The sequence below is a fragment of the Haladaptatus sp. QDMS2 genome (assembly GCF_029338295.1).
Classification (GTDB): Archaea; Halobacteriota; Halobacteria; order Halobacteriales; family Halococcaceae; genus QDMS2.
Window position 1 is genome coordinate 1,058,821 of sequence record NZ_CP119791.1, and the last position, 14,978, is coordinate 1,073,798.

A 14,978-nucleotide genomic window follows, 5' to 3' on the forward strand; every position below is an offset into this window, starting at 1 on the left:
GCAGTTCCATGAATGAGACGCCCGAGTACGACGTGACCGTTGTCGGCGGTGGTCCCGCCGGTCTGACTGCTGCGCTCTACACGACCCGTCTGTCGCACGACACGGCGGTCATCAACCGCGGCGGCGGCCGCGCGGCGATGATGATGGACACCCACAACGTCCTCGGCATCACCGAAGACGTATCCGGAAACGAGTTTCTCCAGACCGCAGTCGAACAGTTGGAGGGCTACGGCACAGACTACTTCCGCGATACGGTGACGGCCATTACGGCAACCGAGGACGGCCCGCGACGCTTCCTCGTCGAGGCAGGCGACGTCTCCGTCTACACCGACTACGTGGTCGTGGCAACCGGGTTCACCGACAAGCGCCCGGAGCCACCGCTTCCCCGCACCGGTCGTGGCCTCCACTACTGTCTGCACTGTGACGCCTACATGTTCGTGGACGAACCGGTGTACGTGATGGGGCACTCGAACAGCGCGGCCCACGTCGCGATGATTATGCTGAACTTCACCGACCGCGTGGACATCCTGCTCCGGGGTGCAGAGCCAACGTGGTCCGAGAAAACGGACACACTCGTTCGCGCCCACCCGGTAAACATCATCGAGGCGGACATCGAATCGAAGTTCCCGGACGAAGACGACCCCTCCTGGCTCGGCGGCTTCGAGTTCGAAGACGGCACCCGCCGCGAGTACAAGGGCGGATTCGCGATGTACGGCTCCGAGTACAACACCGCCCTCGCCGAATCGCTCGGCGTGGACCTCAACGACGACGGAACCATCGCGGTGGACGACCACGGGAAGACGAACGTCGAAGGCGTCTACGCCGTCGGCGACGTGACGCCCGGGCACAACCAGATTCCCGTCGCGCTCGGCGAAGGGGCAAAAGCCGGCATCTCCATCCACTACAGCGCTCGGACGTTCCCGATGTCGCTCGACGAAATCGAGGAGCTGGGCGGCGAAATCGACGCGGCGCACGCGCCCGCCATCTCCGAAAAACTCCGCGACGCGGCAGTCAAACACGAAGCCGGCGAAGTCGTCGCCGACGACGACTGAACATCGCCCACCGGTCGGTTCACACGCGAATTTTTCACTCCGGGTCGCCAATGTGCGAGCATGCCCGTTACCCTGGACCTCGCTTCGAACTACGCCGACGCCGTCGGTAACGACCACCTGACCGAACCGCTCGCAGAGGAGACGACGGTGTACGCCCTTCTGAACGAAATCGCCGAGGCACATCCCCCCGTCCACGCCCTCTGGTTCCGGGCGAACGGCCAGTTGCGCGGCCACGTCGAGATAAACGTCGATGGCACGGACATCCACGACCTGCAAGGTCCCGAGACGGTCGTCACCGACGGCGCGAGGATTACAGTGCAGCCGGCGATGGGGTGCTGAGAAACCAGAAACAGTGATGTGTCCGCCCACTCGACTGTGCGTGTGAAGCAGATTCAACTCGAGTGTACGGTGTTCGAGGGGGAAAACAGCGTGTACCTGCTCGGGACCGACGACCCCGAGGCTCCCGTCACGCTCGTGGACACGGGCGTCGCGGTGGACGAGGTGCGCGAGCAATTGCACGACGCCCTCGCCGCCGAGGGACTCGCGTTCGCGGACGTAGACGAAGTGCTCCTGACCCATTGGCACGAGGACCACAGCGGCCTCGCCGGGTTCGTCCAGGAGCGAAGTGGTGCGACGGTTCGCGCCCACCACGCTGACGCCGACCTCATCGAACGCGACCCGGCGGCCTGGGACGACCTGTTCGACAGTCAGCGGTCGAAACTCGACGAGTGGGGGATGCCAGAAGACAAGCAGGCAGAACTCCTGCCCATCATCGAACGCGACGAGGCGATGGCCGAGGGCGCACCCGAAGTCACGCGCTTCGAGGCGGGCGACCGCTTCGAGATTGGCGACCTCACGCTCGAAGTCGTCCATCTCCCCGGACACACCGAAGGTCAGTGCGGGTTCGTGTTCGAAGGCGAGGAGGGGGCGGAACTGTTCTCCGGCGACGCGCTGTTGCCCAAGTACACGCCGAACGTCGGCGGAGCGGACGTGCGCGTTGACGAGCCACTCGCCAAGTACCTCGACACGCTCACCAACATCGTAGACGCAGACTATTCGGTCACGTGGCCGGGCCACCGCCAGCGTATCGACGACCCGGCGGCGCGGGCGAAGTACATCGTCGACCACCACCGCGAGCGCACCGAGAAGGTCCTCGCGGTTCTGCGCGAACACGGCCCTGCGGACGCGTGGACCGTGAGTGCCCACCTGTTCGGGGAACTGCGCTCGATTCACATCCTGCATGGACCGGGCGAGGCGTCCGCTCACCTCTCGCACCTTGAAGCGGACGGCGTGGTCGAACAGACCGAAGAAGGGTACGCGATTGTGGAAGCTACGCCGGAGTTAGACGACCTGTTCCCGGCCGTCGAACTGGCGTAGATTCACTTCGTGGAGAGTTGGCTCTGATTTTCCGCGTCAACGAGGTTGCGCAGGCGGTTCCTGCACGTCGTAGAGAAGGTTCGCTGGGCCTGTTGCCAGGCTGGCCGGGTCGGTTCTGTCGTGGTTTCTGGTGTCGGTTCGGTGGGCGAAGCCCACTTGTCGCCGGGGAAGGTGTAGGTCTCCTGGTTCGTGCTCATGTCGATGGTGGATTGCAATTTGTTCGATAGCGAAACGCGGACGTGCTGGCTTTGCGTGCGAGACCTACGGGAAGGTGATGAAGTGTCATCACTCCTTCCTGCGACCCAGACTATCATAAACGTTCATGTTGAACGCAACTGTTGCCTGCGCGCTCGTATGCTACCTTATCTCGTGAGAACTCGTAGCTCTATTTGGGGTGAAACCCATGGCAGCAACAAGTGGCCTCACCATTGACCAGAACAGGGAACGGGCACGACAGTACCTGAAAGCAATTGAAGACCACACTGACGGCCGTATCGAGACGTTGACCGACCTCGTTGCGACGGACGTCGTGAACCACGCGCCGGTATCGAGTGACGAACTCAGCACGGGGGAAATGCGGGGCATCGACGCCTTCCGCGAACACGCAGAATCCGTCACGCACGCCTTCCCAGACGTGCGATTCGATATTCACGACATGCTCGCAGAGGACGACCGCGTGATGGTGCGGTTCGACCTCGTTGGTACACACGACGGTCCCTTCATGGGGGTCGACGCAACGGGCAAGAAGATAACCGTATCTGGCATCGTCGTCTACCGGTTCGAAGATGGAAAGATAGTCGAACGATGGAGCGAAGCCGACCTCGTCGGCCTGCTCCGGCAAGTCGGCGCGTTACCCGAATCGCTCGCGTAATTTCGCGCCCTCATTTTTGACAGCGTAAAACCGATGGCTCATCGGAAAGAAAAATATAAAACGTAGATTCGAGGGCGCTCAGTCGTCCTGGGTCTTGATGTCCGCAGAGAGGCCCTGAGCCATCTGGATGTCCTTCGAGTTGTTGAGCGTCCACGCGGTGCGCTCGGTGACGGCTTCGATGATTTCGCGGGCCGAAGGATAGCCGTTGCCCGACTTCTTGACGCCGCCGAACGGGAGGTGGACCTCTGCGCCGATGCACGGGAGGTTCCCGTAGGCGAGGCCGACTTCTGCGTGGTCGCGGAAGTAGTTGATTTCGCGGTAGTCCTCGGAGATGATTGCGCCGGCGAGGCCGTACTCGGTGTCGTTCTGAATCTCGACGCCTTCCTCGATGTCACCGGAGTACTTGAGGAGCGCAACGTGCGGGCCAAACACTTCCTCGTGGGTGCAGCGAAGTGGCTCGTAGGGGTCTGCTTCGTAGACGAACGGGCCGACCCAGTGACCGTCTTCGTGGCCGTCTGGAATCTCGCTTTCGTCGAGTTCGGTGCGGTCTACGAGCACGTTCACGTCCTCTTTGCGGGCGAGGTCCGCGTAGGAGAGGACCTTTTCCTTGTGGCCTTCCTCGATGAGCGGGCCCATGAAGGTGTTCTCGTCGAGTGGGTCACCGACGGAGACCTGCTCTGCGAGTTCGACGAATCGCTCTTTGAACTCGTCGTAGACTTCCTCGTGGACGACGAGACGCTCTGAGGAGACACAGCGCTGGCCGGTCGTCTTGAACGAGGACATCAGCGCGGAGTGGACGGCGATGTCTAGGTCCGCCTTCTCCGTGACGACGATGTTGTTCTTGCCGCCCATCTCTGCGGCGACGAGTTTGCCCGGTTCGCCACCGACTTTGGAGGCGATTTCGTGGCCGACTTCGGCGGAGCCGGTGAACAGGACCGTGTCGATTTCGGGGTTGTCGACGATGGCCGCACCGGCGTCGCCGAAGCCCTGAATCATGTTGAACACGCCGTCTGGAATGCCCGCGTCCTCGAACATCTCCGCGATAATCTTCGCACACCACGGGGTCTGCTCTGCCGGCTTCCACACGACGGTGTTGCCTTCGACGAGCGCGACGGCCATGTGCCAGAACGGAATCGCGACCGGGAAGTTCCACGGCGTGATGCAGCCGATGACGCCGCGGGGCTTGCGGCGCATGTAGGCGTCCTTGCTCGGAATCTCCGAGGGGATGACGTCCCCTTTCGGGTGGCGGGCGTCGCCTGCGGCCCACTCCACCATGTGGTAGGCTTCGATGACGTCTGCGCGACCTTCGGAAATCTCCTTGCCGCACTCTTTGGTGACGATTTCGGCGAGTTCCTCGGTGCGTTCTCGCATCTCGTGGTAGATGTCCCAGAGGTACTCTGCGCGGTCGATGTGCGAGAGGTTGCGCCACTCCTCGAAGGAGTCTTCTGCGATGTCGATTGCCGATTCTACGTCCGCTTCGGTTCCGCGGCGGAACTCGCCGAGAACCTCTCCCGTTGCCGGGTTCTTGCTTTCGAAGGTGTCGTCACCTTCGCCGTCTGTCCACTCACCGTTGATGTAATGCTGAAAGACGCTCGTCTCCTGAGCCATATTTACAATCTATCGAAGATTACGGTATAACCCAACCCGCCCATGGAAGGGTACAAGTGGATACTCCCCTAGACACCGATAATGAGCCAGACCAGACAGCACACGGGCACGCGGCTGACGCTCACCCTCTGGCACCCCGACTGCTGGGCAATCGAATCGACGGAAAAGACCGGTGGCGGCGTCCTTGGGCACGCGGTGTACAGTTCGCCAAAAACCACGGACACCGAGATAAACGGGCTGTTCACCGCCTACGGCGAGAGTACGGCGCAGGTCGAAGCCTTACTCGAAACCATCAAGGAGTCACCGCACGCCGGGCAGGTTCACGAATTGCAGGAGCGATTCGGGAAACAGAGTTCGACCAGCGTCCCCGGAAACGTCGCCCGCGAGTTCTTCGTGGAGTACAACCCGCAGGATATGGTGTGCCCCACGCTCCTCAAGTACGGGTTCGTCCACAGTGCCCCGGTTCGCATCGAGGACGGCCGCGAATACTGGCAGGTCGTCTTCGCCGGTGAACGGAGCGAAATCGAGTCCCAGCTCGATGGCGTCCGCGACGAAGCGGGAGCCGAGGTCACCGTCTCGCGCATCTCCGCCTCGCCGCCGGCAGAACCAGAACGCAAGCGTCGCGTCGAGACGCTCACGTCGAGCCAACGAGAGGTGTTCGACCTCGCGCGCAAACGCGGTTACTACCAGTGGCCACGGGGCGTTTCGACCCGTGAACTCGCCGCCGAACTCGACGTCTCGAAGACGACGCTCCTCGAACACTTGCGCAAGGCCGAGGCGAAACTCTTAGACCCCTAAACGGGCGTCAGTTCGGACGCGCGCCCTGCTATTTTGGTTTACTTTCGAACAAGTACTGGGTAAATTCGGTTCGGGCGGGAAGATAATTGGTGCCACCGAGACGGGAACTTTACCGAGTACCGACCATGGGCGGTGATAGATATAACCAATGGTAGTAGTAAGCAGAGAACAGTTCACATGATACCAAATGACGGGCGTGAACCGCTCACTCGCAGAGATCTTCTGAAAGTATCGGGGGCCGGTGGCCTCGCACTCATCGCGGCGACAGCAGGTTGCCTCGAATCGGGCGACGACGGCGGCGACGGTGGTAATGGCGGAGACGGTGGCGGCAACGACGGCGGTAACGACGGCGGCGGTAGCGGAACCGGCGGCAGCGACACGCTGACTATCGGGATGGTCGACTCCATCACCGGGTCGCTCGCACCCTACGGCGAGCGCAACGAACGCGGACGGACGCTCGCGCTCGACGCCGTAAACGCGGCGGGTATCGGCGAGAACGGTGCGAAACTCGAAATTACCGTCGAGGACGACGAGAGCAAAAGTGCGCCGGGGGTCAACGCCGCGCGCAAACTCGTCAATCAGGACGGCGTCCCGTTGCTCATCGGCTCTGTCGGGTCGGGCGTCTCCATCGCCATGCACGATTCCGTCATCTCGGGGACGGACGTGGTCCACATCAGTCAGAACTCCACGAGTCCGAAACTCACCGACAAGCCGGACCTCCTGCGGATGAGTCCGAGCGGTGCAGCGAAGGGCAAGGCGCTCGCCGAACTCATCGGCCGCGACCACGACAACGTGGCAGTCACGTGGATTAACAACGACTACGGGACGGGACTCTCTGAGGTGTTCGAAGCCGAGTTCGCGGGCACCGTTTCCTACAACTCGCCGCACGACCAGGGGCAGGCATCCTACCGCGGCGTGCTCACCGAGATGGCCGACACTGACGCCAGCGCGTGGCTGTTCATCACCTACGCGAACGAGTACACCAACATGGTCAACGAGGCGTACGACCAGGGCTACCACGAGCAAGTGGACTACTACGGTGCGGAGAGTACCATCGCCGACTCCATCATCGAAAACACGGAACCGGGTAGCCAGAACGGCATGACCGGCATCACCGAGAGCGCACCGAGCGACCAGGAGAGCTACAAGCAGTTCAAGAGCGACTTCGAGGCAGAGTTCGACACCTCACCGACCGTCTGGGCCGCCTACGCCTACGACGCAGTGACCGTCGCCGCAATCGCCATCGAGGCTGCAGACGACTTCTCGGGGGCGGCAATCTCCGAAGTCGTCCGCGACGTCACGCGTCCAGAAGGCACGAAGGTGTACTCCTTCGAGGAGGCGAAACAGGCGCTCGCAGACGGCAGCTCCGCCGCCGACATCAACTACGAAGGCGTCAGTGGCCCAGTCGACTTAGACGAGAACGGTGACCCACCTGGCTTCTACCAGATTTACCGGGTCACGGACCACGAGTACGAGTTCGGCGACTTCATCACGGGCTAATCTATGCCCGTATTCTTTCAGCGTGGAGGTGTGAGCAATGGCTAACGTCGCCCAGGTGCTCGCTGATGGCCTCGTCTTCAGTTGCATCATCATCCTCGGAGCGATTGGCCTCTCGCTCATCTACTCCATCGCCGACTTCGCGAACTTCGCCCACGGCGACCTGATGACGGTCGGCGCGTTCGGCGCACTCGTCGGCGCGACGGAACTCGCCAAAGTGCTCCCCGGCGAGAGCATCGTCTTCTTCGAGTTGCCACTCTCGCTCTACGGCGGTCTGGTCATTGGCATGGCAGTCGCCGCCGCCGTTGCGCTCATCACCGAACGCCTCATCTACCGGCCGCTCAGCGATGCCGGCTCTATCGAGTTGCTCATCACGAGTATCGGGATTGCACTCGCCTACCGGGCAATCATCCAACTGGGCTTCGGTGCCGACCAGGAGCGGTACGACTTTTCCTCGCAGGGCCCCATCGACTGGCTCCTCGAGTTGACGCAAGGAATCGGCGGCGTCGCACTCACGCAACGCGACGTCATCATCCTCGTGTTCACGATACTGCTCGTCGCCGGCCTCCACGCGCTGTTGCAGTACACGACCCTCGGCCGGAAGATGCGAGCGACCGCGGACAATCCGAATCTCGCTCGCGTGAGCGGCATCCGCACCCGTGAGGTCGTTCTCGCGATGTGGATTATCGGTGGCGCACTCGCCGCTGCGGGCGGGATCTTCCTCGGTATCGACACCCTCGTCCGCCCACGCATGGGCTTCGACCTGCTCTTGGTCGTCTTCGCCGCGGTCATCCTCGGCGGCATTGGCTCCGTCTACGGCGCGATGCTTGGCGGGCTCGTCATCGGGATGGCCCACGAGATGACGATTCTGGTTCCGTTCGTGCCAGTCGAGTACGCACCTGCCGTCGCGTTCGCGCTGATGATTATCATCCTACTCGTCCGTCCGCAGGGCATCATGGGGGAGGCCGTATGAGCGACGATTCGTCTCCGATGGACGCCGTATCGGCGCGCTTTGACCGAACAGAGATTGGCGTGATTATCGGCGTCCTCCTCGCGATGGGTGCTGCGCTTCTCATCTTCGAGTTGAGCTTCGTGCTCCCGACGCTCGCGGTAGCGGGAATGTGGATTCTCCTCGCACTCGGTCTCAACGTCCAATGGGGCTACGCGGGCCTCATCAACTTCAGCGTCGCCGCGTTTTGGGGCATCGGAATGTACTCCGTCGCGCTACTCTCGGCTCCCGGGTCGCCACTCGGCTTCGAATTCGGCCCGGGGGTGGCGCTCCTCGGGGCCATCGTCGTGAGCGCGCTGACCGCGCTCATCATCGGGATTCCGACGCTCCGCCTGCGTGCTGACTACCTCGCGATTGCGAGTATCGGGTTCGCAGAGATTATCCGAGAAGTCGTGAGCAACGAGCGGTGGCTTACAGCAGGAACGCAGGGTGTAAGCATTCCAGCCCTCCTGCCCGAACTGGCCACGACGCTCGACGCGCTGTTCGCTCCAGACGCACCGGCGTTCCCGTACCGGGGACTCGTCGACCTGCTGCTGGTGGCGATTGTAGTGTTCGCCGTCTACTTGCTCCTCCGACGGGTGCACCTCTCGCCGTGGGGGCGCGTTCTTCGGACGATTCGCTCGGACGAGGACCTCGCAAAGGCGCTCGGTAAGGACACCTACTGGCTGAAGATGCAGGCGTTCGTCCTCGGGAGCATCCTGATGGCAGTCGCTGGATTCTTCTACGCCTACCAGTTCCGCTTCGTGCTGCCGGAGACGCTCGAACCCATCAACACGTTCTACGTGTGGGTCGCCGTCATTCTCGGCGGAACGGGGAGCAATCGAGGCGCGATACTCGGTGGCCTGACCATCGTGGCGATTCGGGTACTCCCGAGTTTCTTCATCGACTTCCTCTCGCTCGATGTGAACGTCGGTGCCGTTCGCCTGCTCATCGTTGGGCTACTCATCATCGGCATCATCCGCTTCCGCTCGCAGGGCATCTTGCCCCCGCGTTCGGAACTCATCTGGCCGGCTGCGCGGGACAGAGGTGAGAAACAATGACCGAGATGATTTACGAAGGTGCGAATCTCGACAAGCAGGACCCGGTACTCCGGACGGAAGGGCTCAAAAAATCGTTCGGGGGCCTGACCGCGACCAACGACGTCACCATCCAAGTCGAGCGCGGTTCGATTACGGGGATGATTGGCCCGAACGGCGCGGGCAAGTCCACGCTGTTCAACCTCATCTCCGGATTCTACGACCTCGACGCAGGCCGCGTCTGGGTTAACAACGAGGAAGTCACGGACGCAGAGCCACACGAGACGGCTCGTACTGGCCTCATCCGGACGTTCCAGACGCCACGCCGCCTCGAAGGCATGACCGTTCGAGAGGCGATGCTGGTAGGGCCAGGCCCACAGGTGGGCGAGTCCATCATCCCGCTGTTCCTACGACCGGGGACGGTCAAGAAGCAGGAGCGGGCGAACATCGAAGAGGCCGAGCGACTGCTCGAACGGTTCGAAATCGACCACCTCATCGACCAGCCATCGACCGACCTCTCTGGTGGACAGCTCAAGCTGGTGGAACTCGCTCGGGCCATTATGACTGAGCCGGACATCCTCCTGCTGGACGAACCGGTCGCTGGCGTCAATCCGACGCTCGCAAACGATATCAAGCGGTTCATCAGGGAACTGAATGAGGAGGGACAGACCTTCCTCATCATCGAACACGATATGCCGTTCATCATGGACCTCGCAGACCCGATTATCGTCTTAGACCAGGGCCGCGTTCTCATGGAGGGGACGCCGGAGGAAGTCAGAAACGACCAGCGCGTCATCGACGCGTACCTCGGAGGTGCCGAATGAGCGACCGCGCGCTCACCGTCGACTCCGTCGATTCGGGATACGGCGAGGCGCAGGTTCTCGACGACCTCTCGCTCTACTTAGAACAGGACGAAATCGTCTGCATCATCGGACCGAACGGGGCCGGGAAGTCCACCGTCCTCAAGACGGTATTTGGTCTGCTCGAACCGTGGGAGGGGGCCATCCACTTAGACGGCGAGGACATTACGGGGACGCCGCCGGAGGACCTCGTCCGTGAGGGCGTCGGCTACGTCCCGCAGGTGGACAACGTGTTCGGGTCGATGACCATCGAGGAGAACCTCCGCATGGGCGGCGTCGCCCGTGACGGCGGCTTGGACGAGATCATCGCGGAACTCTACGACCGATTCCCCGTCCTCGACGAGAAGCGGGAGGCCAAAGCCCGGACCCTCTCGGGCGGACAGCGACAGGTGCTCGCGTTCGCCCGGGCGCTGGTGATGGAACCCCACGTCCTGCTCATCGACGAACCGTCTGCGGGTCTCGCGCCCAACATCGTCCAGGACGTGTTCAGGGACGTTCAGAAGGTGAACGACCTCGGGACGGCCATTCTCATGGTCGAACAGAACGCCCGCGAAGGCCTCGCCATCTCGGACAGGGGCTACGTGCTGGACCAGGGGGCGGTGGCCTACACCGACGAGGCAGACGCGCTGCTCGACAATCCGGAAGTGTCTCGGCTGTACCTCGGCGGATAGCACGGCACAGGTCTCATTTTTTAGTCACGACTGCGGTACGCAAGACTGATTCGCGACGACCGTCCGCGAACGAGGCTTCTCGCTGTCTGCCTGCGCCGAGTGTTCTAACTGGACGACCGACACAGTTTGCAGCGTCGTGTCGTGGTTCGCGTTCCAGCGATGGCAGAGATACGTCGCCAGATTTCCGGGGTCGCTGACCTCGCGGTTCTCTACGTGTTCGAGGTACTTTCGCCAACGCGCGCTCGGGTACGCGCCCGAGACCTCCACGGGTCGAGTCCACGAAACTGCCCCCTCCTGAAAGGCGTCCACTTGTCCACCGGATTCGAGTCTCCCGGGAGCGACGAACCAGCTATCTTCGTTCGGTGGTGTGGGCGCGAACATCCGCCATGGGGTCGAATCCGGTGCGACGGCTTCGCCGCGCTCTGTCGGGATGGCGACGACGCCTAACGCCGTTGCGTTTACCAGCAACATCACGACGATGACCAGTGTCGCGAGAATCGTCACGGCCCGAGTTCGCAGTGGGTGGGCCGTGGTTTCCGGTTCGTCGTGGCTTGAGAGGTCGGAGCGGCTCCCGCGACTGCGCGACACCATCGTCGCTGTCGTCCGTTCGACCTGGTTCCAGACGCCAGCGGGAAAGAACACCAACAGACTCGCAATCGAGACGAGCGGGAACAGGCCGATTCTGAGCGTCAGGGCCATTCCAACGTGCATGCCGACGAACAACAGTGCGAGGGCGGTTCTGGCCCGCCCGCGGAGCACAACGAGCAGCGGCGCACAAATGACCAATACGAGCCAGAGCGTGCCGAGAACCGAGAGCAGAGTGGGAAACTGTGCGAGTTCGTCGCCGAGGAAAACCGTGAGATAATCGACCTGAAACACGGACTGAATCGCCGTGCCCGCGGTCCATGCGTCCCCGCGGAGTTTCAGAACCGCGTTCACCGAATAGACGACGATGGTCTGGACCAGCAGACCAACGGTAGCCATTGAGACGACCCGACTCGCCTGCGGCGCGGTGAGTTCGCGAGAATCGACCGACCACCGCGCACCGAGCGGGAGGAACAGGCTCCAGAACAGCAGTCGGCGCAGGAGTACGTCGCCCGCACTCAAGACGAGTGGATTGCGAATGTGCAGCGAGACGAGCAGGAGCAACAAACAGAGCGTCGCCACTCGGGTTCGATACCCGACGAGCAACGCGAGCGCGGCCACTCCGGCCACAAAAAACAGGACGCCCTGCATCCAGGCGCTTCCGGAGAGAGCGTGCAGCGAGAGGTGCGAGAGACGCGGATACATCGTCTGGAGGGCGCTGCGCGGGAGGACGCCGGCGTCGGTGTAGAAGGCAACGAGATGCCGGGAGCGCAGGCTCAAATCGGCGAGCAAGAGTACCCCGAGCGAGATGCGGAGGGCGGCGAGCGCGCGCACGTCGATGCCGACGTGCTCGGCGAGGCGTCGCCACCCGACAGAACGGCGTGAAGCGCGGAAGAATGGGGGAGTCACACATCACCGCAATCATGTCAATGATAAATGTCTTGTGTAGATAGTTTTCGGTGACGGCAACAGCCGAACGCTGGCACACGCTTTTACGTTTCTACCCGGTACGAACGCGCATGAAGAAAGTCGCCATCGACGAGGTCAACGTCGTCACCAACCCGATGAACGTCCACAGCATCCGTCGCCCCGTCTCCCGCGCCCTCGGGACCGAGGAGTTCGCGATGAACTACTTCGAACTCGAAACCGGCGAGTCGTTCTCCGGCGGCCTGCACACCCACTACGACCAAGAGGAGGTGTTCTACGTCCAGTCCGGAACCGCGACGTTCGAGACGAAAATCGATGGCGAGCGCGACACCGTCACCGTGGACGCGGGCGAGGCCATTCGCTTTGCCCCCGGTGAGTTCCAGCAGGGACTCAACGGCGAGGACGAACCGGTCGTCGGCTTCGCCTTCGGCGCACCCGGCGCGACCCACGACTGGGACGAAATCGAGTCCATCACCTACTGCCGAGACTGCGAAGAAGAGACACCCCACGGCCTCGACCTGACCGAGAAGGGTGGTTTCAAGATGGATTGCAAGGAGTGTGACATGACGTTCACGATTGAACGGTCTGACTAGTCCACGAGCGCGGACGATTCTGAGAACGATAGTTTTTGAAGATGATGGGCGTGACGGGAGTGAGCAAACGCTTCGCGTTTGCGAACGCCGTCGCGCCCGCGAATGAAATGAGCGGGCGTGACGGGATTTGAACCCGCGATCGAGAGGTTAGGAACCCCTCGCCCTATCCACTAGGCCACACGCCCTCACGGGAGACACCGACGTGTCTACGTACAGGTGGAGGGCGCGAGAGAAAAACGGTTACTCTTTACTTCTCTTTCTCGGTTTCGACGTCGTCTTCGTCGTCGGCACCGATTTTGGGTTCCGATTCGGACTCCTCGGCCGCGGCCGTCGCCTCTGCCTTGTCGGCGTCGGCGTCGGTGGTGTCCGTCTCGGACTTCGTTGCGCCTTCTTTGCTCTTCTTGCGCATCTCTTCGAGTTCGCCTTCGACTTCTTCGCGGCCTTTCTGGAACTCACCCATCGCTTGCCCGGTCGAACGGGCGAGTTTTGGAATCTTGTTTGCGCCAAACAGGAGGATGGCGATGAACAGGATGACGAGCAGTTCCGGCCCGCCCGGGATTCCCGGGAACAGCGGAGTGATTGTATCGAGCATCTCTACCCCATGCTTGCCTACTGTTTAATATAGGCTTTTTGCTCAACCGATAAGACCCTCTCAAAACCGGAAGACTCGGGGATGGCGGGTCCGTTAGCCGATAGCGCAAACGTCTTTTGGGTGTCTCCGTAAGCCACAGACGCAATGGTCAACACTGGCGACGACGCACCAGACTTCAGCGCACCGGTAGCAAACGGCGATATCGAGCAGTTCGACCTCGGCGAGCGCCTCGACGATGCGCCCATCGTCCTCGCGTTCTTCCCAGGCGCGTTCACGAGCGTTTGCACGGACGAGATGTGCACGTTCCGCGACAACCTGAGCGACTTCGAAGAGGTCGGCGCAGAAGTGTACGGCGTCAGCCGCGACTCGCCGTTCACGCTCAACGAGTTCCGCGCCCAGAATGACCTCAACTTCGGCCTCATCTCCGATTTCAACAAAGAGGTCATCGACGCCTTCGACGTCGAGATGGACTTCGCGGACCTCGGCGTCTACGGCGTCGCAAAGCGCTCCGTGTTCGTCGTCGACGGCGACGGCGATGTCACCTACTCGTGGGTCAGCGACGACCCCGGCGTCGAACCCGACTACGCCGAAGTCGCGGACGCCGCAGCAGAGGCGTAAGTCGATACGGGCCCGAGGTTTTTTTCTCGCTGCGCCGCATTCACGTAGGTATGAGTGACGTTTCAGATGTCGATAGCGAGAGCCTTTCTTACGACCCCAGCGCCGACCACGCCTTTCCTGACGAAAAACTGAACCGGGTTCTCGATTTTATCGAACGAGACGAGGAGATTCAGGCACTCCTCGAAGCCCAGAACGTGAACCCCGTGGCGCGAAAGCGGTACAACGACCACGGGGCAAAACACATCGAAATCGTCCGCGACCGCGCACTCACCCTCTACGACCTCTTGAAACGTGGGGGTATCCCGTTCAACGGCGCACGCGACCAGGGCTTAGAAGAAGAAGACGAGGCCGTCATCATCGCGTTCGCGGCCACCCTCCACGACATCGGCCACATCGTCCACCGCGACGACCACGTCTACTACTCGATTCCGCTCGCCTCTGACGTTCTCGACCGCGTGCTGCCCGAGTTCTACGACACCATCGCCGAGTGCGTGCAAGTGAAGGCAGAAGTGCTTCACGCGATTCTCTGTCACCACACTGTCGAAGACCCCCTTTCGCTCGAAGCAGGCGTCATCCGCGTCGCGGACGCCCTCGACATGGAACACGGCCGTTCGCGCATCCCGTACGAGAGTGGCGGGCGCGGCATCAACACAGTCTCCAGTCAGGCGATTCGGAAGGTAACGCTCCAGGAGGGCGAGGAGGCCCCCGTCACCGTCGAAATCGAGATGACAAACGCCGCCGGTGTCTACCAGGTAGACAATCTGCTCAAGGCGAAACTCCGTGGTTCGGGCCTCGAAGACTTCGTCCGCATCGTCGCGCTCAACACCCACATCGACGGCGACCAGATCGTAGAGCGCATCGAACTTTGAACCGGCAGTTCTGTCGCAAGTAGTACCGTTTATCC

At 61.9% G+C, this 14,978-nt stretch carries 17 protein-coding genes and 1 tRNA gene; 13 read left to right on the forward strand and 5 right to left on the reverse strand.

What is annotated here, in order from left to right; translation table 11 throughout:
* Window positions 1–8 precede the first annotated feature (8 nt).
* Genes P1M51_RS05875 through P1M51_RS05885 form a run of 3 tightly spaced genes read left to right on the forward strand, consistent with a single transcriptional unit; the run spans window position 9 to window position 2,429 of the window.
* Entirely contained in the window at window positions 9–1,052 is a 1,044-nt protein-coding gene (locus P1M51_RS05875) for an NAD(P)/FAD-dependent oxidoreductase (protein WP_276247252.1), read from the forward strand.
* 60 nt (window positions 1,053–1,112) lie between these two features.
* On the forward strand, window positions 1,113–1,391 hold the full coding sequence (locus tag P1M51_RS05880; RefSeq protein WP_276247253.1) for a MoaD/ThiS family protein: 279 nt from the start codon (window positions 1,113–1,115) through the stop codon (window positions 1,389–1,391).
* Between the two features lie 42 nt (window positions 1,392–1,433).
* On the forward strand, window positions 1,434–2,429 hold the full coding sequence (locus P1M51_RS05885) for an MBL fold metallo-hydrolase (protein ID WP_276247254.1): 996 nt from the start codon (window positions 1,434–1,436) through the stop codon (window positions 2,427–2,429).
* Window positions 2,430–2,431: 2 nt separating this feature from the next.
* Here the strand turns inward: P1M51_RS05885 and P1M51_RS05890 are convergent, their stop codons facing one another.
* Complete coding sequence (locus tag P1M51_RS05890) at window positions 2,432–2,626, reverse strand: hypothetical protein (RefSeq protein WP_276247255.1); 195 nt, start codon at window positions 2,624–2,626, stop codon at window positions 2,432–2,434.
* 206 nt (window positions 2,627–2,832) lie between these two features.
* Between P1M51_RS05890 and P1M51_RS05895 the strand changes: the two genes are divergently transcribed.
* The gene (locus P1M51_RS05895; protein WP_276247256.1) at window positions 2,833–3,300 is read left to right on the forward strand and encodes an ester cyclase; all 468 of its coding nucleotides are present in this window, start codon (window positions 2,833–2,835) and stop codon (window positions 3,298–3,300) included.
* Between the two features lie 78 nt (window positions 3,301–3,378).
* Here P1M51_RS05895 and P1M51_RS05900 read toward each other — a convergent pair whose 3' ends face one another.
* Window positions 3,379–4,908: an aldehyde dehydrogenase family protein gene (locus tag P1M51_RS05900; RefSeq protein ID WP_276247257.1), complete on the reverse strand. Its 1,530-nt coding sequence runs from the start codon at window positions 4,906–4,908 to the stop codon at window positions 3,379–3,381.
* 81 nt (window positions 4,909–4,989) lie between these two features.
* Here P1M51_RS05900 and P1M51_RS05905 point away from each other — a divergent pair, with 81 nt between their 5' ends.
* The 6 genes from P1M51_RS05905 (at window position 4,990) to P1M51_RS05930 (ending at window position 10,759) form a co-directional block, all read left to right on the forward strand.
* Window positions 4,990–5,706, forward strand: a complete 717-nt coding sequence (locus P1M51_RS05905) for a helix-turn-helix domain-containing protein (protein ID WP_276247258.1) — start codon at window positions 4,990–4,992, stop codon at window positions 5,704–5,706.
* 177 nt (window positions 5,707–5,883) lie between these two features.
* Complete coding sequence (locus tag P1M51_RS05910; RefSeq protein WP_276247259.1) at window positions 5,884–7,206, forward strand: ABC transporter substrate-binding protein; 1,323 nt, start codon at window positions 5,884–5,886, stop codon at window positions 7,204–7,206.
* Between the two features lie 37 nt (window positions 7,207–7,243).
* Window positions 7,244–8,176 (forward strand): branched-chain amino acid ABC transporter permease, encoded by a 933-nt coding sequence (locus P1M51_RS05915; protein ID WP_276247260.1) that lies wholly within the window; start codon window positions 7,244–7,246, stop codon window positions 8,174–8,176.
* Between the two features lie 17 nt (window positions 8,177–8,193).
* Window positions 8,194–9,252: a branched-chain amino acid ABC transporter permease gene (locus tag P1M51_RS05920; RefSeq protein ID WP_369685119.1), complete on the forward strand. Its 1,059-nt coding sequence runs from the start codon at window positions 8,194–8,196 to the stop codon at window positions 9,250–9,252.
* Complete coding sequence (locus P1M51_RS05925; RefSeq protein ID WP_276274876.1) at window positions 9,249–10,052, forward strand: ABC transporter ATP-binding protein; 804 nt, start codon at window positions 9,249–9,251, stop codon at window positions 10,050–10,052. The genes P1M51_RS05920 and P1M51_RS05925 overlap by 4 nt, the downstream gene beginning before the upstream one ends.
* Window positions 10,049–10,759, forward strand: coding sequence for an ABC transporter ATP-binding protein (locus tag P1M51_RS05930; RefSeq protein WP_276247263.1), 711 nt, complete (start codon window positions 10,049–10,051; stop codon window positions 10,757–10,759). Before P1M51_RS05925 ends, P1M51_RS05930 begins: the two co-directional genes overlap by 4 nt.
* A gap of 24 nt (window positions 10,760–10,783) precedes the next feature.
* On the opposite strand, the gene P1M51_RS05935 is transcribed toward P1M51_RS05930, so the two are convergent.
* Window positions 10,784–12,253, reverse strand: a complete 1,470-nt coding sequence (locus P1M51_RS05935; RefSeq protein WP_276274877.1) for an HTTM domain-containing protein — start codon at window positions 12,251–12,253, stop codon at window positions 10,784–10,786.
* Window positions 12,254–12,363: 110 nt separating this feature from the next.
* On the opposite strand from P1M51_RS05935, the gene P1M51_RS05940 reads away from it, so the two are divergent.
* On the forward strand, window positions 12,364–12,864 hold the full coding sequence (locus tag P1M51_RS05940) for a cupin domain-containing protein (protein WP_276247265.1): 501 nt from the start codon (window positions 12,364–12,366) through the stop codon (window positions 12,862–12,864).
* 112 nt (window positions 12,865–12,976) lie between these two features.
* Here the strand turns inward: P1M51_RS05940 and P1M51_RS05945 are convergent.
* Window positions 12,977–13,049 (reverse strand) — tRNA-Arg (locus tag P1M51_RS05945).
* A 62-nt stretch (window positions 13,050–13,111) separates the two neighbouring features.
* Window positions 13,112–13,456, reverse strand: a complete 345-nt coding sequence (locus P1M51_RS05950) for a twin-arginine translocase TatA/TatE family subunit (RefSeq protein ID WP_369685088.1) — start codon at window positions 13,454–13,456, stop codon at window positions 13,112–13,114.
* A 144-nt stretch (window positions 13,457–13,600) separates the two neighbouring features.
* On the opposite strand from P1M51_RS05950, the gene P1M51_RS05955 reads away from it, so the two are divergent.
* Together P1M51_RS05955 and P1M51_RS05960 are read left to right on the forward strand one after the other, a co-directional pair.
* The gene (locus P1M51_RS05955) at window positions 13,601–14,074 is read left to right on the forward strand and encodes a redoxin domain-containing protein (protein ID WP_276247266.1); all 474 of its coding nucleotides are present in this window, start codon (window positions 13,601–13,603) and stop codon (window positions 14,072–14,074) included.
* A gap of 50 nt (window positions 14,075–14,124) precedes the next feature.
* The gene (locus P1M51_RS05960; RefSeq protein ID WP_276247267.1) at window positions 14,125–14,943 is read left to right on the forward strand and encodes an HD domain-containing protein; all 819 of its coding nucleotides are present in this window, start codon (window positions 14,125–14,127) and stop codon (window positions 14,941–14,943) included.
* The last annotated feature ends 35 nt before the right edge of the window (window positions 14,944–14,978 follow it).